The organism is Streptomyces sp. NBC_00691 (assembly GCF_036226665.1).
Lineage (GTDB): Bacteria > Actinomycetota > Actinomycetes > Streptomycetales > Streptomycetaceae > Streptomyces.
This window is the reverse complement of sequence record NZ_CP109007.1, coordinates 7,179,025-7,197,170: the sequence shown is the minus strand read 5'-3', so window position 1 is coordinate 7,197,170 and position 18,146 is coordinate 7,179,025. Positions and strand designations below refer to the sequence as shown.

General features: G+C 71.3%; 15 protein-coding genes and 1 pseudogene. 10 read left to right on the top strand and 6 right to left on the bottom strand.

Annotated features, from left to right (window positions below; translation table 11 throughout):
* The first annotated feature begins 14 nt into the window (after positions 1–14).
* The 5 genes from OG392_RS32335 (at position 15) to OG392_RS32315 (ending at position 5,877) form a co-directional block, all read left to right on the top strand.
* On the top strand, positions 15–248 hold the full coding sequence (locus tag OG392_RS32335) for a hypothetical protein (RefSeq protein WP_329285364.1): 234 nt from the start codon (positions 15–17) through the stop codon (positions 246–248).
* Complete coding sequence (locus tag OG392_RS32330; protein ID WP_329285361.1) at positions 245–1,897, top strand: sodium:solute symporter family transporter; 1,653 nt, start codon at positions 245–247, stop codon at positions 1,895–1,897. Before OG392_RS32335 ends, OG392_RS32330 begins: the two co-directional genes overlap by 4 nt.
* 173 nt (positions 1,898–2,070) lie before the next feature.
* Positions 2,071–2,937 (top strand): phytanoyl-CoA dioxygenase family protein, encoded by an 867-nt coding sequence (locus tag OG392_RS32325; RefSeq protein ID WP_329285359.1) that lies wholly within the window; start codon positions 2,071–2,073, stop codon positions 2,935–2,937.
* A 48-nt stretch (positions 2,938–2,985) separates the two neighbouring features.
* Positions 2,986–5,199 (top strand): ATP-binding SpoIIE family protein phosphatase, encoded by a 2,214-nt coding sequence (locus tag OG392_RS32320; protein WP_329285358.1) that lies wholly within the window; start codon positions 2,986–2,988, stop codon positions 5,197–5,199.
* 51 nt (positions 5,200–5,250) lie between these two features.
* Positions 5,251–5,877: a TetR/AcrR family transcriptional regulator gene (locus tag OG392_RS32315; protein ID WP_329285356.1), complete on the top strand. Its 627-nt coding sequence runs from the start codon at positions 5,251–5,253 to the stop codon at positions 5,875–5,877.
* Between the two features lie 71 nt (positions 5,878–5,948).
* On the opposite strand, the gene OG392_RS32310 is transcribed toward OG392_RS32315, so the two are convergent.
* Positions 5,949–9,164 (bottom strand): bifunctional cytochrome P450/NADPH--P450 reductase, encoded by a 3,216-nt coding sequence (locus tag OG392_RS32310; protein WP_329285354.1) that lies wholly within the window; start codon positions 9,162–9,164, stop codon positions 5,949–5,951.
* 252 nt (positions 9,165–9,416) lie between these two features.
* Here OG392_RS32310 and OG392_RS32305 point away from each other — a divergent pair, with 252 nt between their 5' ends.
* Positions 9,417–10,478 carry a zinc-binding dehydrogenase gene (locus OG392_RS32305; protein ID WP_329285351.1) on the top strand — a complete coding sequence of 354 codons (1,062 nt, stop codon included), beginning with the start codon at positions 9,417–9,419 and terminating at the stop codon, positions 10,476–10,478.
* 84 nt (positions 10,479–10,562) lie between these two features.
* Here the strand turns inward: OG392_RS32305 and OG392_RS32300 are convergent, their stop codons facing one another.
* Entirely contained in the window at positions 10,563–11,252 is a 690-nt protein-coding gene (locus OG392_RS32300) for a DUF1345 domain-containing protein (RefSeq protein WP_329285348.1), read from the bottom strand.
* Positions 11,253–11,409: 157 nt separating this feature from the next.
* Between OG392_RS32300 and OG392_RS32295 the strand changes: the two genes are divergently transcribed.
* Positions 11,410–11,631, top strand: a complete 222-nt coding sequence (locus OG392_RS32295) for a BON domain-containing protein (RefSeq protein WP_329285345.1) — start codon at positions 11,410–11,412, stop codon at positions 11,629–11,631.
* A gap of 50 nt (positions 11,632–11,681) precedes the next feature.
* Positions 11,682–12,368, top strand: a complete 687-nt coding sequence (locus tag OG392_RS32290; RefSeq protein ID WP_329285343.1) for a response regulator transcription factor — start codon at positions 11,682–11,684, stop codon at positions 12,366–12,368.
* 6 nt (positions 12,369–12,374) lie between these two features.
* Here OG392_RS32290 and OG392_RS32285 read toward each other — a convergent pair whose 3' ends face one another.
* From OG392_RS32285 to OG392_RS32270, 4 genes and pseudogenes are all read right to left on the bottom strand, one after another.
* Entirely contained in the window at positions 12,375–14,108 is a 1,734-nt protein-coding gene (locus OG392_RS32285) for a sensor histidine kinase (RefSeq protein ID WP_329285341.1), read from the bottom strand.
* 152 nt (positions 14,109–14,260) lie between these two features.
* Positions 14,261–14,437, bottom strand: a pseudogene (locus OG392_RS37600) (P-type ATPase); the annotation flags it as partial.
* A 65-nt stretch (positions 14,438–14,502) separates the two neighbouring features.
* Complete coding sequence (locus OG392_RS32275; protein ID WP_329285339.1) at positions 14,503–15,363, bottom strand: universal stress protein; 861 nt, start codon at positions 15,361–15,363, stop codon at positions 14,503–14,505.
* Complete coding sequence (locus OG392_RS32270) at positions 15,360–16,262, bottom strand: universal stress protein (protein ID WP_329285336.1); 903 nt, start codon at positions 16,260–16,262, stop codon at positions 15,360–15,362. Before OG392_RS32270 ends, OG392_RS32275 begins: the two co-directional genes overlap by 4 nt.
* 248 nt (positions 16,263–16,510) lie before the next feature.
* On the opposite strand from OG392_RS32270, the gene OG392_RS32265 reads away from it, so the two are divergent.
* Positions 16,511–17,134, top strand: a complete 624-nt coding sequence (locus OG392_RS32265) for a CBS domain-containing protein (RefSeq protein ID WP_329285334.1) — start codon at positions 16,511–16,513, stop codon at positions 17,132–17,134.
* A 22-nt stretch (positions 17,135–17,156) separates the two neighbouring features.
* Positions 17,157–18,146, top strand: coding sequence for an Acg family FMN-binding oxidoreductase (locus OG392_RS32260; RefSeq protein WP_329285331.1), 990 nt, complete (start codon positions 17,157–17,159; stop codon positions 18,144–18,146).

The following is an 18,146-nucleotide window of genomic DNA, read 5'->3' as shown; positions in this document are numbered from 1 at the left end:
CCCGTGACACACGGATGCTGGTCACCGTCAACGCGCTGCCGCTCGCCGTCGGCGTCCTGCTCTCCTGCTCCACGACTCTCGGAGAGATCTCCGTGTACGGACGTCTCACGCTCGGCATCGCGTGGGCACTCACCCAGCTGGTCGTCCTCGTCGCCGGGACCTGGTGGTACGAGAACCGGGCCGCGTCCTCCTTCGCACCGGCCGCGGCGACGACTGCCGCCTCCCGTTCGGTCGGGGGCGCGTGGTGACGACGTACCTCTTGAGCGTCGGTTCGCCCGATCTCATCGGCACGGCCGCGAGGGGCGCGATCATCAGCACGTTCCTCGTCTTCATCGGCCTCTGCCTCCTGTGGGTCTTCACGCTCGCCACGCAGGACGACGACCCGGAACGCCTCTACGTCGCCGGTCGGTCCCTCCCGCCCGTCCTCAACGGCGTCGCGATGGCGGGGGAACAGATCACGGTCGTCATCCTGGTCTCGCTGCCGGGAGCGATCGCCCTCTTCGGCTACGACGGAGTCTCGACCGCCGTCGACAGCGCCCTCGCACTCGGCGTCTTCCTGCTCCTCGCCTCCAGGATCCGCGCGACCCGCCGCTACACCCTGGGCGAGCTGTTCTCCCTGCGTGCCGAGGGGCCGGGAGTACGGATCGCGGGTGCCGTCGTGACACTGTGCATCGCCGTGCCCCTGCTCATGGTGCAACTGCGTGCCGGCGGCATCACCGCCGCCCTTCTGATCGGCATGCCGAGCGAGCGGGCCCAGGTGGTGTGCACGGTGCTGATGGGGTTCCTGATCACGTGTTTCGCAGGAGTGGCCGATCTGCGCGGCACCAGTTTCGTGCAGGCCGCCAAAGTGCCCGTAGCACTGGCGACGCTCGCCGCGGTGACCCTGCTGGCGCTCCGTCTCTTCGACTGGAGTCCCGGATCCCTGCTGTCGGCGGCCATGGACAAGAGCGTGTCGCCGGACGAGTACCTCAGCCCCGGACTGTGGGAGCACTCCGCCGGAGGCGGAACGCTCGGCACGCTCAGTGACCACATCGTCGTCATCCTCGGAACCGCGATGATGCCCCACCTGCTCCTGCGCGTCAGTGCCAGCCGGGACGTGCCCGCCGCCCGGCGCTCACTGAGCGTCGCCGTCGGGCTGACCGGCCTCTTCTACCTGTTGCTGATCACGACCGGCTTCGCCGCGGCCGCGGTGGTGGGCGGCGGACGGATCGGGGCGGTCGACGTGAAGGGGCAGGGAGCCCCGATCCTGCTGGCGTCGGAGGTCCTCCCCCACCACTCCACCGGCCGGGTCGTGCTCATCACCCTCGTGGCCTGTGTCGCCTTCCTCGCCGCGCTCACGGCCGTGGCGAGCGTGACCTTCGCCGCCGCCGTCTCCGTCACCCGCGACCTGCTCGGGCGGAAGGGCCGCACCCGGATCGGGATCGGAGAGCCGGCAGTCCTGCGGCTGTCCGTTGTCGCGCTCTGTGCCGTGAGCCTTCTCCTCACCACCGCCGTACACCGCTATCCCATCGAGTTCCTCCTCGCCTTCTCGCTGAGTCTCGCGGCCTCATGCGTGTTCCCCGCGCTCGTCTACTCCTTCCTCTGGAGCGGCTTCGACCGCCGTGGGCTGCTGTGGCTCGTCTACGGAGGGCTGGCCCTGTGCACCCTCCTGACCCTCGCCTCCCCCGCCGTGTCCGGGACGAGATACGCGCTGCTGCCGGAGCAGGACTTCAACCTGTTCCCGCTGCACACCCCCGGCCTGGTCTCCGTACCGGCGGCCTTCCTCCTCGGATGGCTCGGCAGCGCGCGTCCCTGGGAGCGGACCACACACCACCGGCACACGGCGCCGGGTCCGACGCCTGACCGTGGCGCCGCTGGAGGGCGCGTCGACTCCGGCGGGAACGTCAGGAGGGGATAGCTCCGCCGTGCCCACGCACCTCCTGTGCATCGCGCACCGGACCCGGGCGAAGCAGGTGCCCGCTGTCGTTCTCGCCCACGGCCCCGGCTGGCAACAGTGAGACCGACACCACAGGAACAGCGGAGAAACGCGCGGTCGATCAACCGCGACGCGCATCGAGGGAGAGCACGCCCATGACGACCCAGAAGAAGACCCGGGCACTGACGTCCGTGCCGACCGACACGCCGACGGAGGAGATCCTCGAGATCGTGACCCGTGACGGCGGCGTCATCATCAAGGGCTTCCTGACGCAGGAGCAGATCGCCCGCTTCAACGCCGAGATCGAGCAGCCGCTGCGGGCGCTCGCCCCGGGGTCCGCCCACGAGGACGAGATCGTGGCCGCGTTCCACGGCAGCAACACCAAGCGCCTCACGAACCTGGTGACGCACAGCGCCACGTTCCGCAGCGAGGTCATCGATCACCCCCTGGTCCACGAGATCAGCGACCTGGTCTTCCTCCAGGAGTCGGGCACGTACTGGATGACCACCGCCCAGGTGATCGAGATCGGCCCCGGCAACAAGGCGCAGATGCTCCACCGCGACCTGGAGAACTGGTTCCCGTTCATCGGCATGGGGCCCGGCGGCCCGGAGGTCACCATCAACTTCCTGGTCGCCCTGACCGACTTCACGGAGGAGAACGGCGCCACCCGCGTCATCCCCGGAAGCAACCACTGGAGCGACTTCGAGGACCGCGGGACCCCCGAGCAGACGATCCCGGTCGTCATGAACGCCGGGGACGTCCTTCTCTTCAGCGGCAAGACCGCGCACGGCGGCGGGGCGAACCGGACCGGCGACGAGTACCGGCGTGGCCTCGCCTTCGCGTTCAACGCGGGTTTCCTCACCGGTGAGGAGGCGTACCCCTTCCTGGTCGACAGGGAGCTCGCCAAGACGCTCTCGCCGCGTGTCCAGCGCATGCTCGGCTTCCGCTCCCAGTACCCCACGGGCTCTCCCGGCCTGTGGCAGGTCGACTACGCCGACCTGGGCGACCACCTCGGTCTCTGAGGTCCGGGCCGACCAGAGGCTGCCGCAACTGTCCGAGGAGCACACGTCATGGCTTTCCCGTACATTCGCACTATGGGAACCGATGTCGATGCGTTCCTTGGTCAGCTGGCCCGTCACCTGAGACCCGAGGTGAAGGAGCTGGCCGGCCTGCTGCTCCAGCGCCTGAACGGCGAGTTTCCCGAGCTGTGGGAGAACGCGGACATCGAGGCCCTGACCCTGGACGAGACCGCCCAGCACGTCACCGCCCTGCTGGACCTCCTGGAGACCCGCCCCGGGGCGGGCGCGCCGGAAGCTCCTCCGGCCGCCTTGGACATCGCCCGCCTCTACGCCCGGCGGGGAATCCCGGTGAGCCGGCTGCTCCGTGCCTACCGGCTCGGCCATCTCAGCCTGCTCGAACAGCTGCAGGCCGAAGCGCCCCGTCTCACCGACGACTGGCACATGATCAACCTGGCCACGGTGAGGCTGGTCGCGATCGGTTTCGACTACGTGGACCGTTCCTCGGAAGAGGTCGTCGCCGCCTACCAGGAGGAACGCGACCGTCTGCTGCAGCGTCGACTCGCCCTCACCGACAGGGCGAGCAAGCGGATCGGGACCACGCTCGACATCTCCCGCACCGCGGAGGAGCTGACGGAGGTCTGCACCGAGGACTTCGCCGACCTCGTCACCGTCGACCTCTTCGACTCCGCACTCGACGAGACCGGCACCGGCCCGCCGGAGGCCCTGACGCAGCGCCGCGTCGCCCAGCGCTCCGTCCTCGACGGCTGTCCGGAGTCCCCGCTCCACGTCGGTGAGACCCACGCCTACCCCGAAGGTTCTGAACCGGTTCGCGCGCTGACCAGCGGACGATCCGGCCTGCACCACATCACGGGGACCGAGATGCCCACGTGGGTGGCGCCGTCGGAGTCCCACGGCCGGGTGCTGCGCGGCCTCGGTCTCCACTCCGTACTCCTCGTGCCTCTGCACGCCCGCGGGGAGATCCTCGGCCTGGTGCAGTTCGTACGCCATCGCACCTCGGCCCCCTTCGACGACGACGACCTCCTGCTGGCGCAGGAGATCGCCTCCAGGGCGGCGGTGTCCATCGACAACGCCCGCCGGTACACCCATGAGCGTTCCACCGCGCTCGCCCTCCAGCGGACCCTGCTTCCGCGCACCACGGTGAAGCACTCGGCCGTCGAAACCGCCTCGCGTTACCTGCCCGCCGGGTCCCGCGCCGGCGTGGGCGGCGACTGGTACGACGTCATTCCCTTGTCCGGAGCCCGCGTGGCACTGGTCGTCGGCGACGTGGTCGGTCACGGCCTGCACGCCGCCGCCACCATGGGCCGGCTCCGCACGGCCGTCCGCGCCTTCGCCGACATCGACCTCATGCCCGACGAACTTCTCACCCATCTGGACGACGTGGTCATCCGCATGCAGCGCGAGGAGTCCGCGGACGAGGGCGAGACCAGCGCCACCTGCCTGTACGCGATCTACGACCCCGTCTCCCGCCGGTGCTCCCTGGCCAGTGCCGGACATGTCCCGCCGACCGTGGTGACCTCCCCGGCGCGGGGCGGGACCGCCCGGGCCGCCAGGGTGGTCGAGTCGCCCGAGGTACCGATCGGACCGCCCCTCGGCCTGGGTGGACTCCCCTTCGAGACGGCGGAGTTCGAGCTGCCGGAGGACAGCCTGCTGGTCCTGTACACCGACGGGCTGATCGCCGGCCGCACGCGTGACGTGGACCAGGGACTCGCCACGCTGCACGACGTCCTCACCTCGGCGCCGGACACACTCGAGGGGATCTGCGACCGGCTCTTGGCCGCGCTGCTGCCCGGCCGCCCCGCCGACGACGTCGCCCTGCTCGTCGCCCGGACCCGTGCCCTCGACCCGGACCACGTGGCCACGATGGACCTCCCGCCCGATCCGGCGGCCGTGTCCGGGGCCCGACGCTTCGCCTCCGACGTCCTGACGACCTGGGGGGTGGAGGAACTCTCCTTCACCACGGAGCTGGTCGTCAGCGAACTGGTCACGAACGCGATCCGCTACGGCAAGAGCCCCATCCAGCTGCGACTGATCCTCCAGTCGACTCTCACCTGCGAGGTCTCCGACGCCAGCAGCACCGCCCCGCATCTGCGCCGTGCCCGGAGCTACGACGAAGGCGGCCGCGGCCTGCTCCTCGTCGCCCAGTGCGCTGAGCGCTGGGGGACGCGGCACGGTCGCGAGGGAAAGGTCATCTGGGCCGAGCAGGCTCTTCCCGCGGACAGCGCGTCGGCTGCCGAAGGGACGTAAGGCCTGCTCGTGGCCGACTTGATCGATCGACTAAGTCGATATAGTGAACGCATGGCTCATGTTTCCGCGGCGGAGCGCCGCCCCCAGTTGATCAAGGCGGCCATCGACCTCATGACCCGGGAGGGCGTCGCCGCGGGGAGCACCCGCGCCATCGCCGCGGAGCTCGGCGTCGCGCAGGCCACCGTCCACTACACCTTCGGCACGAAGGAGGACCTGTACCGGGCTGTCATGGACCAGATCACCGACGAGCTGGTCGCGCAGGTGCAGCGGGCGGCACCGGAGGACGCGGGCTTCGAGGAGACCTTCAGCGCCCTGGCGGGCGCCCTGTGGAGCACCGTGCGCGAGCCGACGTCGCACCACCAGCTGCTCAGCGAGCTGACCCTGTTCGCCCTGCGCGTGCCCGGTCTCGACGAGGCACGGCAGAGCCACTACCGGCGGGTCATAGAGGTGACCGCACAGGTCATCACGGAGACGGCCGGGAGGACGGGGCAGGAACTGGCCGAGTCCCCCGCGACCGTGGCCCGGTTCTTCCTCTCCGGCTTCGACGGACTCACCATGCAGGTCCTCCAGACCCTGCCGGACGACGCCACCGAGCGGACGGGGCTCAGGGCGCTCGTGGCCGCGACCGTGGCGCTGGCCAAGGGGGACCTCGACCTTCCGGACGTACCGACGGCCTGACTCGACGCGAGAACGGTTGTGGGCACACCCTTCCAGGTGCGCCCACAACCGTTCCCTCCCCCTTGCGAGAATCAGCCGGCCCAGACGTCCTCGACGTAGCGTCCGGACGCGACGAGCTCCGCCAGCCACGCCACGGCCTGCTCGTCGCTCGCGCCGGTCCGCTCGCGGTGGATCGCCATGAACGCCTCCCGTACGGCGGGTGCCATGCGGCGGCCGTCGCCGCAGATGTAGACGCGTCCGCCCGCCTCCAGGACCGACCACACCTCCTCGCTCTCGCGGGCGATGCGCTCCTGGACGAACCGAGCGCCGTTCTCGGGCGCGTGCATGAAGGTGGGGCGCATGCTGACGGCGCCGGCCGCCTCGGCCGCCTCGAACTCCTCCCGGTGCAGGAAGTCCACGTCGGGGTGGTCGCAGCCGAAGTAGCAGAGCAGGGTGCCGGTCGAGCCCGCGTGGTGGCGGTCCAGGACGGCGCCGCGGAACGGCGCGAGGCCGGTGCCCGCGCTGACCAGGATCACCGGCACGGAGGTGTCCCCGGGAAGCCGGAAGGACTCGTTGCAGGGCAGGACCCGGGCCTGGATCACGTCGCCCGCGTCCACGGTCTGCAGGAAGTGCGAGGCGATGCCCCGGAAAGTACCCTCGCCCGACCGGTGGGGTGCGGCGAGCAGTGACACCATCAGGTCGGCCTCGCCGGGCCGCGCCGCGGGGGACGACGAGATCGAGTAGTGCCGGGGACGCAGCACCGGCAGCAGCTCCAGGAAGCTCTCGAAGGGCAGCTCGCACGCGCGGTAGCGCTCCAGGAGGTCCAGGACGCCGAGCCCGGCGCCGGTCACCTGCTCCCGGAAGGTCTCGGGATCTGCGGTGGCGAGGGCGGTGAGCGGCTGCTTCTCGGGCGGGCAGGCGGTGTGCTCGGCGAGCACGGCGACCTGCTCCTGGGTGGCCGCGTCCTGGAGCTCGACGAAGTCGGTGAGCAGGCGGCGCAGGGTCAGCGGCCGGTCGACGGGCAGGGCGCCCCGGCTGCGGCGGCGGGCGCGCAGTCGGACGGTGCGGTCCAGGTCGAGGCCGAAGCGGTCGGCGACGCGCTGGACGAGGGCCTCGGGGTTGCCGGGCAGGACGGCCAGGTGGTCGGCGGTGCGATAGGTGACGCCCTCGGGCAGCCGGAGCCGCAGGAACCGCTTGGAGCGGCCCAGTTCGTGGTCGGTGTCGACGAGTTCGTACGCTTCGAGGACCTCCATCGGCTGGACGCCGTGCCGTTCGGCCAGACCGCCGAGGACCGACTCCGAGGTGTCCTCCAGCTCGTACAGTCCTTCCCCTTCCGCCTCAGGCGCGGGGCCGGCCGCTTCACCGGCGGTCGCCTCGCCGTACTCCTCCAGGAGCGCCTTCCACAGGTCTTCCGTCCACCGGTCGACCACTCCGCCGAAGTCGCCGGAGGCGTCGGCACTGCCGCGTTCCAGGAGCGGGACGGCGCCGGCGGCGGTCAGACGCTCGTCGATCAGGGTGGGGATCCGCTGGTAGGTGGCTGCCCAGTTGCGGTCGCCGACACCGAGGACGGCGTACCGCAGCCCCGTGAGCGAGCCGGGGGCGAGGTTCTCCAGGGCGGCGACGAACCCGGCGGCGTCGTCGGTCGGGCGACCGTTGTAGGAGGCGGCGACGATGACGACGGGGCCCTTGGAGTCGGCCAGCCTCTCCGTGTACTGGTCGAGGGAGGCGACGGCCGGGGCGAAGCCGTGCTCCTCGCCGTCCGTGCCGAGGTCGCGGGCGATGCCGGCGCAGGTGCCGAGGTTCGAACCGTGGAGCAGCGTCAGCGCGGTGCCGCTCGCCCGGCGCGTCACAACCGCGGTCCGGCCCGCGGCGGGGTCCGCCGCCGCGGCGGCGGGCAGGCGCCGTTCGTCGCTGGTGCGGCGGGCGAGCCTCAGGCTGAACCCGTCGGGCTTGATGGTCAGCGTCGACTTGATCTTCATCTGGTAGTCGGTGTGGTCGATCAGGCGGTAGCGGTGCACCAGCAGGCCGAGCAGCAGGGTGGCCTCGTGCAGCGCGAACTGGCGCCCGATGCAGGCCCGTTCGCCGCTGCCGAACGGCTTGAAGGCGTGCACGGAACGGGCCGCCTCCCGCTCGGGAGTGAAGCGCTCGGGATCGAACAGCTCGACGTTCTCCCCCCAGGCCGCGTCGCGGTGCACGGCCGAGGCGATGACCATCAGCGACTCGCCCTTGCGTACGGGGTACTTGCCGCCGATGACGGTGTCCTCGATCGGCTCGACGGCGTACGCGGGCGCCGTCGGCCACAGCCGCAGGCTCTCGTTGAGCACCTGGCGGATGTAGGTGAGCTTGCCGATGTCGCCGTACTGGGGGTCCGGGGATTCGGTGTCGCCCCAGAGGGCGTCCACCTCGGCCTGGGCCCGGGCGAGCACCTCCGGATGCTTGGTCAGGTAGTACAGGGCGAAGGAGAGCGCACTGCTGGTGGTCTCGTGGCCGGCGATCAGGAAGGTGATCACCTGGTGCCGGATGTTGACGTCGTCCAGGAGTTCGCCGGTGACGGGGTCCTTCGTGTGCAGCATCAGCCCCATCAGATCGTCCGTGCCGGTGTCGCCGGAGGCACGGCGCTCCCTGATCACGTCGTCGACGAGGTCCGTCATCAGGTCGACGTCCGCGCGGAACCGCTCGACCTTCTTCCTCTTGAACAGCTCGGAGCCCGGGATGGACTCGCCCTTCTCCTGAGCGAAGACGAGAGCCCGGGACATCGCATCGACGAAGGGGTGCAGGTCGTCGCGGCGGAAGGACTCGAAGTCGTAGCCGAAGCCGCACAGGCCGATCGTGTCGAAGGTCAGCCGGGTCATCTCGTCGGGCACGTCCACCGTCTGCACCCCGGCCAGCCGGTCCCACTTGCCGATCAGCGAGCGGGCGACCTGGAGCATGGGGGCGTGGTAGCTGCGCATCGAGCCGAGCGAGAACGCGGGCATCAGGATGTCGTGGGCCTTGCGCCAGTTCGGCTCGTGATTGTAGGCGGTGAACAGACCGTCCCCGGCCAGAGCCCGGACCTCGACCAGGTCGGTGTGAACATGCTTGCGGAACCGGCTCTCGTCCGACAGTTCGGTCACGAGGTCCAGGCCGCCGACCATGACGGTGTCCCTCCCGAAGAGCCGCAGCCGGTACACCGGGCCGAATTCCCTGAACTCCTTCTGCAGGTAGGCCAGGAAGTCCGCGCCCGCCGGAACGTTGAACGCGTGGCCTACGAGGGGCAGCGGGGGGCGCTCGGGGATCGCCCGCGCCGCGCCTACGGACACCTGAGTCATGAGCGTGCCTTTCGTTGCACTCCAGCAGTCACCAGCCAATCTACATGCGACTTTGTCGAGTGAACATGTCGATCGACTGTATTGAATGACACAGTCGCAGCAGGGAACTCGGAACATGCCGCGAACGTCCGGCAGGAGCGGCTTGACAGGTGACACCGTCAGTAGACACGGTTGAGCGACATGGTCAGTCGACCATGTCGAGCGCCTGCACTAGGTGCGCGCTTCTTCCACCGAGCACATCGAGGTTTCCGCATGAACACCATGCTGGCCGGGCGGCTGCGCCTGGACACCCGCACCTTCGCCGTCGAAGAGGTCCCGGTCCCGGTTCCGGGCCCGGGTGAGGTCCTCGTGGAGGTGCGGGCGGCCGGCGTCTGCCTGTCCGACATCCATCTGATCGACGGCAGTCTGAGCCCCTTCTTCCCCACCGACGCCGTCACGAAGGCGGGCGCCGTCACCCTCGGCCACGAGGTCGCCGGAGTCGTCCACACCCTCGGCCCGGACGTGAAGGGCGACTGGACGCCCGGACAGCGCGTGGTCCTCCAGGCCGGCGAGGCCTGCGGTGACTGCCCCGGCTGCCTGCGACGGATGATGTGCCACCGGCCGATCACCCGCGGCCTCGACTACGACGGCGGCTGGGCGCAGTACGCGATCGCCCGCGAGCACACGCTGCTGCCCATCCCGGACGGTCTGCCCTTCGACCAGGCCGCGATCATCCCCGACGCGGTCTCCACCCCGTACGCCGCGATCGTGGGCACCGGCGCGGTCCGCCCCGCCCAGTCGGTCGGCATCTGGGGCGCGGGCGGCCTCGGCGCCCACGCCGTACGGCTTGCCCGGATGGTCGGCGCGGCCCCGATCCTCGCGATCGACCCGCTGCCCTCGGCCCGCGAGCGGGCCCTCCTCTTCGGCGCGGACGTCGCCCTCGACCCGCTCGCCCCGGACTTCGCGGAAGCGGTGCGGGAGGCGACGGCCGGGCGCGGCCTCGACGTCGCGTTCGACTTCGCCGGCGTGGGCGCCGCCCGCGCCCAGGCCGCGTCGGTCCTCGGTCCCTTCGGCTCGCTCGTCCTCGCCGGACTCACCCCGGAGCCGGTCACGATCGCCGACAGCATCGGCTTCTGCTTCAACGTCAACCAGGTCCGCGGACACTACGGCTCCGAGCCGGAGCACGTGGAACAGCTCGTCGGACTGGCCGCCGCCGGACGGATCGACCTCGGCCCCTCCGTCAGCGCCCACGTCCCGCTGGCCGAAGCCGCCGACGCCGTCGCCCGCCTGGAGAAGAAGATCGGAGACCCGATCCGCCTGGTGCTCACCCCCTGAGCAGGAGGGGCGGTGGCCGGCTCACCGCGCACGGCGCGGACGATCCGGCCACCGCCCCCACCGTCCGGGGATCGACAGCACCCGTCAGCCGCCCTTCCCGCCGTCCAGCGCCGCGACCATGCCGGCCACGATCACCGTGTTGAAGACGAACGCGATCATCGCGTTGGCCGCCACCGTCCGGCGCATCTCCCGCGACATCACCGTGACGTCCGTCGTACCGAACGTCGTCATGACCGACAGGGCGAAGTACACGTAGTCGGCCCAGGCCGCCGTCTCCCCACCCGGGAAGTCCAGCGCCGCCTCGTCCTCCACGAGGTTGTCGGCGTAGAACGCCACCGTGAAGGCGACCAGAACGCAGATCCACGCCACGGCGACGAGACCGAGCGCCATGAGAACCCGCACGGTCGCCGGGAAGGCGGAACCCAGATGACCTGGACGCCACACCGCCGACACCACGAGCGCCGCCGACGCGATGAGGACCGACACCCCGGGCCCCGGCGCGGTGCCGAGCAGATAGCGCTGCAGCACGGTGCCCCGCGCCTCCCGTCGGGCCCACACCTGGATCTGTTCCGGCGGCGCGGCCGAGAACGCCCTCAGCGTGACGACCAGGTAGCAGAGCAGGTAGGCGAACAGTGCCACCACGCCCAGGTCGGCACTCGACGCGGACACCGACCCCGGCGCGAGAACCCCCAGCAGGCCGAGGAACACGACGACGCATAGCCCGACGACCGTACTCACCGCGGACCGGCGGCGCTCGGAGAGCCATGAATGCACCGGCCGTGCCTCCTCTCGAACTTCCTCGCGCACGCGACGACAACCGCCCGGCCCCGCATGGGGAGGTGCAACCGACCGTGATCGTACGAAAGAGCGGACATCCAAGGCCGCCGTCCAGCGAACGACGCGCTGGTGGTACGCAGTCGCTTTCCCCCCCGTGACGGGGAACGGCGAGATCGAGGCGGAGATCCGCCGTTCCGTCCTCGCCGAGTGGGCCACTCCGGCGGGGCTCGGCGTGTCCGTGCCGGAGGGCGTGGCCACCTTGCGTGGTCCGCTGGCCGACCGGTCCCTCGTTCCGCTGCTCGCCAGCGCCGTACGGGCGGTCGAGGGTGTCGTCGACGTGCGGCTGGAGCTCAGCGCCCACGAGGACGCGGCATGACGGACAATCCTTGTGGGAGGGGTACGGACCCACCGACCGCAGGGATCACCATGTCCGATCTGCAGGCAGCCCCCGCACCCACGCGGATCTTCCTCGTCGACGACCACGAGGTCGTCCGCCGGGGCCTTCGTGACCTGATCGACGACGAGCCCGACATGGAAGTGGTCGGCGAGGCGGCCACGGCGGAGCAGGCGCTGGCCAGGGGCCCCGCCCTCCGTCCGGACGTCGCGGTCCTCGATGTCCGCCTGCCCGACGGGGACGGCATCTCGGTGTGCCGGGAGCTGCGGTCCCGGATGCCTGAGCTGGCGTGCCTGATGCTCACGTCCTTCGACGACGAGGACGCGCTGCTGGACGCGATCATGGCGGGGGCTTCCGGATACGTCCTGAAGCAGATCAAGGGGTCCGACCTCGTGTCGGCGGTGCGGACCGTGGCCATCGGGCAGTCGATGCTCGACCCGGCCACCACCGCCCGGCTGATGCACTCGCTGCGCGAACCCGAGGCGGCGAAGCCGCCCGAGGACGAGCGGCTCGCGTCGCTGTCCGAGCGAGAACGGTCGGTGCTCGACCTCATCGGCGAGGGCCTCACCAACCGGCAGATCGCCAAGCGGCTCTACCTGTCGGAGAAGACGGTCAAGAACCACATCTCGCGGTTGCTCGGCAAACTCGGCGTGGAACGCCGCGTCCAGGCCGCCGTCATCGCCGCGCAGGCACACGAGCACGGATCCGAGGAGAGGTAGAGGTCTTCATTCCGGCTCGGCCGGGAGCGGAATACGCCACTCGAGGACCGTGCCGGTGCCCCGCTCCGCTCGCGCGCTGACCGACAGAGTGCCGCCCAGCCGCTCGGCCCGTTCTGAGAGGTTCCGCAGTCCGCTGCGGCTGCCGCCGTGCGGGATGCCGACACCGTCGTCCCCCACCGTCACCGACAGCACTCCGCCGTCGGCCACGACCGACACCTCCGCCCTTCGGGCCCGGGCGTGGCGTGCCACGTTGGAGAGGGCCTCCCCCAGGACGGCGAGCACCTCCTCGGCCGCCTCCGGTGGTACGTCGGTGTCGATCAGGCCCTCCATACGCAGCGCCGGAGCGAATCCGAGCGTCGACGCGGCGGAGTCGACCGCCTTGACGACACGACTGCGCAGTTTCAGCGGTTCTCCGGGGGCGGCGTGTTCCCGGAGGCCGAAGATGGCCGATCGGATGATCTTGATGGTGGAGTCGAGGTCGTCGATCGCCCGGGTCAGCCGGTCCACGGCTTCCGGGTGCTCGACGAAGCGCCGGGCGCTCTGCAGCGTCAGCCCCGTGGCGAAGAGGCGTTGGACCGCCAGGTCGTGGAGATCCCGGGCGATCCGGTCGCGGTCCTCCAGGAGGCTCACCTGCTCGGCGTCCCGCCGGCGGTCGGCCAGTTCGAGCGCCAGGGCCGCCTGCCCCGTGAATCCGGGAAGAGCGGCGACCTCGGCAGCCGTGAAGAGGTGTCGCCCGTGACGCCGCGCAAGGATCAGCACCCCGGCGAGCCGCTCCTTGGTGCCCACGGTGACGGCCACGGCCGGCCCGAACCCCTTCCACCGTTCGGGCTGCACCGTGATACGCGGCTCGTTCTCCACATCGACCACCGTGACCAGGCCCTTCTGCGCCAGGGCGGCCTCGACGAGAGTTCCCTCAGTGCTGGGCAGGACGACGCCCCTGTGCGCCTCGGCCCCTTCACCGCAGGCCAGCGAGCCCCGCAGCTCACCGCCCATGCCCACCAGGTAGAAGACCCCCACGTCGGAGCCGGCGATGTCCACGGCCCGCTCCAGCATCCCGTCGAGGACCTGGGTCTCCTCCGCGCCGGACAGGAGTGCGCTGGTCAGGTCGGAGTTCGCGGCCAGCCACCGCTGCTTGAGCCTGCCCTCCTCGTAGAGGCGGGCATTCTCGATGGCGATGCCGGCCGCGACGGCCAGGGTCGTCACGACGGCCTCGTCCTCGGCGTCGAACTCCGCCGGTCCGCGCTTCTCGGTGAGGTAGAGGTTGCCGAACACCTCGTCGCGTACCCGGATGGGCACGCCGAGGAAGGAGTGCATCGGCGGATGGTGGGGCGGGAATCCGTACGAGGCCGGATGCCCGGACAACTCGGCGAGGCGCAGCGGCTTCGGGTTGCGGATCAGTTCACCGAGGATGCCGTGCCCGGACGGCAGCGCGCCGATCCGCTCACGGAGCTCGTCGTCGATGCCGATGGGGAGGAACTCGGAGAGCCTGCTGTCCTCGCCGATGACGCCCAGGGCACCGTACTCGGCGTCCACGAGGGTCACCGCCGCCTCGACGATGCCGCGCAGCACCTGGGGCAGGTCGAGTTCGCGTCCCACGGACATGACCGCTTCGAGCAACCCGTTGAGCCGGTCCCTCGTACCCCGCACCTCTTCGATGCGCGCCTGGACCTCGTCGAGCAGTTCGTCGAGTCTGAGCCGCGGAAGTCTGTTCTCGGCGCGCTCAGAACCCTCGCTCCCCATCCGAACCTCCGACCGCATCGAGCGCCCGGACCGGTCCCGAAACGCGCGCTTTCACCGTAGTCCAGATGAACTGCCCGTTCCTGGCGGCTTCGCCGTGTGGAAGACGGTCCGTACGGGACGGGCCGCCACGACCGTCGACAGCTCGTCGTCGGTGTGACGACGGAGGGGAGGGATTCGGGGACCGCCGCCACGGCCAGGCTGATGGCGGTGCCGGCCATGGTGCCCGGCGGGAGGCCCCGTAGCAGGCCGAGGGCGAAGACCAGGACGCGCAGGGCGAGCGTCACGGCCGCGATGACGCGCCCGAGGGAGGCGAGCCGACGCTGCGACGGCGTCGGCTCGCGTGTCCCGCACCGAGGCGAGTGACCGGTCCGCTGCCGACGCGGTCATGGCCCGCTCACCCCGCGGGGACGGTGACCACCGGGCAGTGGGCGCGGTGGAGCAGCCCGTGGACGACGGAGCCGACGCGCATCCCGGAGTACCCGCCCCGGCCCCGGCGGCCGACGACGACGGCCAGTGCGTGTTCGCCGGCGCCCGCGAGCGTCTCGACGGGCGAACCGATGCGCACCTCGTGCGTGAGGCGTACGTCGGGGTACTTCTCCGCCCAGCCGGCGGTGGTCTCCGAGAGCAGGCGACGTTCGGCGGAGAACAGCGTGTCACCGCTGTGCAGGCTGAAGACGGGGGGCTGCCAGACGGCGATGGCGCGCAGTGCGCAGCGCCGCAGGTCCGCCTCCTCGAACGCCCAGGCGAGGGCGGCCCGTGAGGACTCGCTTCCGTCCACTCCGACCACGAGGTACGGCGTCTCCTGCGTGACGTGCTCCGCGTCGCCCACGACGACCACCGGGCAGTGTGCCTTCGCGGTGACGGGCACGACCATTGAACCGGCGCTCAGGAACTCCTCGGGGCGGCTGAGGTGGCGTGATCCGAGCACGATCAGTCCGGCCTCGTTCGACAGGGCGCCCAGAGACGGCGCCGGGAATCCGTCGAGAAGGGCGGAGGTGGCGTCGATGCCGGGCCGCCGGGCGCGCGCCCAGGCGAGCGCCGTGCGCAGCGCCTCCGCACCGGCCTGCGACTGTGCCACGTGGCGGGGCGTGTCGTCGACGTGCTGGGTGTCGTGCCGCGGGGGTACGGCGACCACCAGGCGCAGTCCCGTGCCCCGCAGGTGAGCCTCGTCCGCGGCCCAGGCGAGGGCCAGGTGCCAGTTCTTGACGGGGTCGATGCCGACGACGATGCCGCGGCGATCCGTGGTGCTGGTCATGACGCGCTCCCGTGTCCGGGCCCTTGCCGGGGGATGAGCTCCACGGGGCAGTGGGCGTGCTGCAGCAGACTGAGCGTGGTCCGGCCGAGGGTGGGTCCGAGGTGGCCGGGCGAGCGCCGGCCACCGACGACCAGAAGGTCCGCGTGGTGCGACGCGTCCACGAGAGCCCCGGGCACGTTGCGGCCCAGCTGTCCGTCGGCGTGCACGGTGAGCCCCGGGAACTCCTCCCTGACCCGGTCCGAGAGCGAGGACGGTACGCGTAGGTGACCGCGCGCGTCCTCGTCGCCGCCGTGGGGCAGAGCGGCTCGTGGGCGGGCGGACAGCCCGGCGCTCCAGATGTGCAGGAGCCGCAGGGGGACCTTGCGCAGCAGGGCTTCGCGCGCCCCCGCACGGGCGCATCCCACGTCGGCCTCGTCCCGCACCGCCGCGAGAACCACGCCCGCCTCGACGGGCTCGGCGGTACCGCGCACCACGACCACGGGTGTGGTGGCGCCCGCCGCGACCTGCAGGCCGACGGATCCGAGCAGCAACGAGGGGAACCCGCCGAGGCCCCGGTGTCCGACGACGATCGTGCCGGTCAGGGCGGCTGCGCCGCGCAGCCCGTCGGCGGCCCCGCCGTCGGTGAGCTCCGTGACGACCGCCAGCTCGGGGTCGCGCGCCGTGATCGCCTCGGCGGTCCGGTCGAGGAGTTCCCTTCCGGCCCGCCGGCTCCTGACGATCTCCGCCCGGGACAGGAAGGGGGTCTGGACGTCCGTGTCGGCCGCGTGGACGAGGAAGAGCGTGCTGCCCCGCAGGGCCGCCTCCGATGCCGCCCACATCACCGCCGTTCGGGCGGACGGCGATCCGTCGACGCCGACGACGACCCTGCCGGGGGCAGAACCGGCTGTGGTTCCGTCCATCGTTCCTCCTCACGCGGTCCAGGGCTCCTTCTCTACCCTGGCAGCCGGTCCCGCGCGGCCGGAGGGCCGCTGGGGCCAATGCCGGGACCGAAGGTCCCACCCGGGCGGGACCTCGCGCGGACGGAGAGGGACCAGCCCGTTCGGGCCCGGGGGATGGACCGTTCGGCCCTGGCCGCCCCCGAGCGCGCGGTGGAGGGTGGTGACACGGGGCAGCACACCGGTCGAGCCCTCGAACAGGAGGCACGCTGATGAAGCACATGAAGGTCGGCGGCCTGATGACCGATGACGTGGTCTCCGCCGTCCCCGCGGCGTCGTTCAGGGAGGTGGCGAAAACGCTCGCCGAGCACGGGATCAGCGGGATCCCCGTCCTGGACGAGGACGACCACGTCGTCGGAGTCGTCTCCGAGAGCGACCTTCTGGCCCGCCGCGAACTCACCGCGAGGGAGCTGATGACCACGCCGGCCGTCACGGTCCACGCCGAGGAGACGGTGGCCGACGCGGCACGGCTGATGGTGCGCCGCGGGGTGGAGCGCCTGCCCGTGGTCGACGAGGAGGAACGACTGGTCGGCATCGTGACCCGCCGCGATCTCCTCTGCGTCTACCTCCGCCCGGACGCGGAGATACGCCGCCGCATCCGCGAGGACGTCCTCACCGATGCCATGGAACTGCCCGGGGACGCGGTGGACGTGCACGTCCTGGACGGCGTGGTGACGCTGGGGGGCGGCGTCCGGCGCCGGAGTCAGGCCCTGACGCTCGTGGAGCTCGCCGAGAGGGTCGACGGCGTCGTGGCCGTCGTGGACCGTCTGTCCTTCCACGAGGACGACGCCGGCCTCGCCTCCGCCCCCCGGACTCCGCACGACGTCTCCTGGTGACCCCTCGCAGACAGGACGAACCGTGACTACCACCGCCCTGACCCGACCGCTCGTGACCTCACTGATCGAGGACGCCGTCACGGCACCCTCCATGCACAACGCACAGCCGTGGAAGTTCGTCGCCAGAACGGGCGCGGGCGTCATCGAGCTGCACGGCGATCCGCTGCGCGCCATGCCGGTGGAGGATCCGGACCACCGTGCCCTCCGTCTCGGCTGCGGCGCCGCCCTGTTCGGTCTGCGGGTCGGCGCCGCGCACCGGGGCCTGCGGGCCTCGCTCCGGCTTCTGCCCGACCCCGAGGACCGCTGGCACTTCGCCGACGTGGAACTGCACGGTCCGGACGACGTCGACCGCGGTCTCGCCGCGCTCCACGCGGCCCTGTCACGGCGCCACACGAGCCGGTTCCCCTTCACCGAGGAGCGGATCCCCTCCGAGGTGATCGACGGTCTGCGGGCCTCGGCCCTCCTGGAGGGCTGTCGGCTGGTCGTGCCGGGCGACTGGCACACCGACGCCGTGCTCGAGATCGTCCACGACGCCGAGAGGTTCGAGGCCGCGGACGCGGCGGTTCGCGCGGAGATCGCCGCCTGGACGCGCACGGGCGCGTCCGGTGAGGGCTCCGGGACCGAGGGCATCCCTTCGTACGCCTTCGGCCCTCGGCAGTACGACGTCACGTCTCCGGTCCGGGACTTCGACTCTCCGCGACAGGTCCCCGGCCGCGCTTCGGCCGCGTTCGAGAGGCGGCCGCAGATCGCTCTCCTCGGCACGGTCGAGGACGGCCCCCGGGAGTGGTTGCAGGCAGGTCAGGCGCTGCACCGGGTGCTCCTCCAGGCGACCCTCGACGGCCTGTCGACCTCGCTCATGTCGCAGCCGCTGGAGTGGTCCGAACTCCGCTCCGTCATAAGCGATCCGGCTTCGACGACGGCCTTCGTCCACATGGTGCTCCGCCTGGGCTACGGCCCTCAGGGGCGGGCCACTCCGCGTCGTCCTGTCTCCGAAGTGCTCACCTTCGGCTGA

Bases quoted from the DNA above. Each gene is read 5' to 3' on its own strand.
- OG392_RS32315 (WP_329285356.1), top strand. From the start codon at position 5,251: ATGGCTCATGTTTCCGCGGCGGAGCGCCGCCCCCAGTTGATCAAGGCG.
- OG392_RS32320 (WP_329285358.1), top strand. From the start codon at position 2,986: ATGGCTTTCCCGTACATTCGCACTATGGGAACCGATGTCGATGCGTTC.
- OG392_RS32310 (WP_329285354.1), bottom strand. From the start codon at position 9,164: ATGACTCAGGTGTCCGTAGGCGCGGCGCGGGCGATCCCCGAGCGCCCC.
- OG392_RS32265 (WP_329285334.1), top strand. From the start codon at position 16,511: ATGAAGCACATGAAGGTCGGCGGCCTGATGACCGATGACGTGGTCTCC.
- OG392_RS32270 (WP_329285336.1), bottom strand. From the start codon at position 16,262: ATGGACGGAACCACAGCCGGTTCTGCCCCCGGCAGGGTCGTCGTCGGC.
- OG392_RS32335 (WP_329285364.1), top strand. From the start codon at position 15: ATGCTGGTCACCGTCAACGCGCTGCCGCTCGCCGTCGGCGTCCTGCTC.
- OG392_RS32290 (WP_329285343.1), top strand. From the start codon at position 11,682: ATGTCCGATCTGCAGGCAGCCCCCGCACCCACGCGGATCTTCCTCGTC.
- OG392_RS32305 (WP_329285351.1), top strand. From the start codon at position 9,417: ATGAACACCATGCTGGCCGGGCGGCTGCGCCTGGACACCCGCACCTTC.
- OG392_RS32275 (WP_329285339.1), bottom strand. From the start codon at position 15,363: ATGACCAGCACCACGGATCGCCGCGGCATCGTCGTCGGCATCGACCCC.
- OG392_RS32325 (WP_329285359.1), top strand. From the start codon at position 2,071: ATGACGACCCAGAAGAAGACCCGGGCACTGACGTCCGTGCCGACCGAC.
- OG392_RS32285 (WP_329285341.1), bottom strand. From the start codon at position 14,108: ATGGGGAGCGAGGGTTCTGAGCGCGCCGAGAACAGACTTCCGCGGCTC.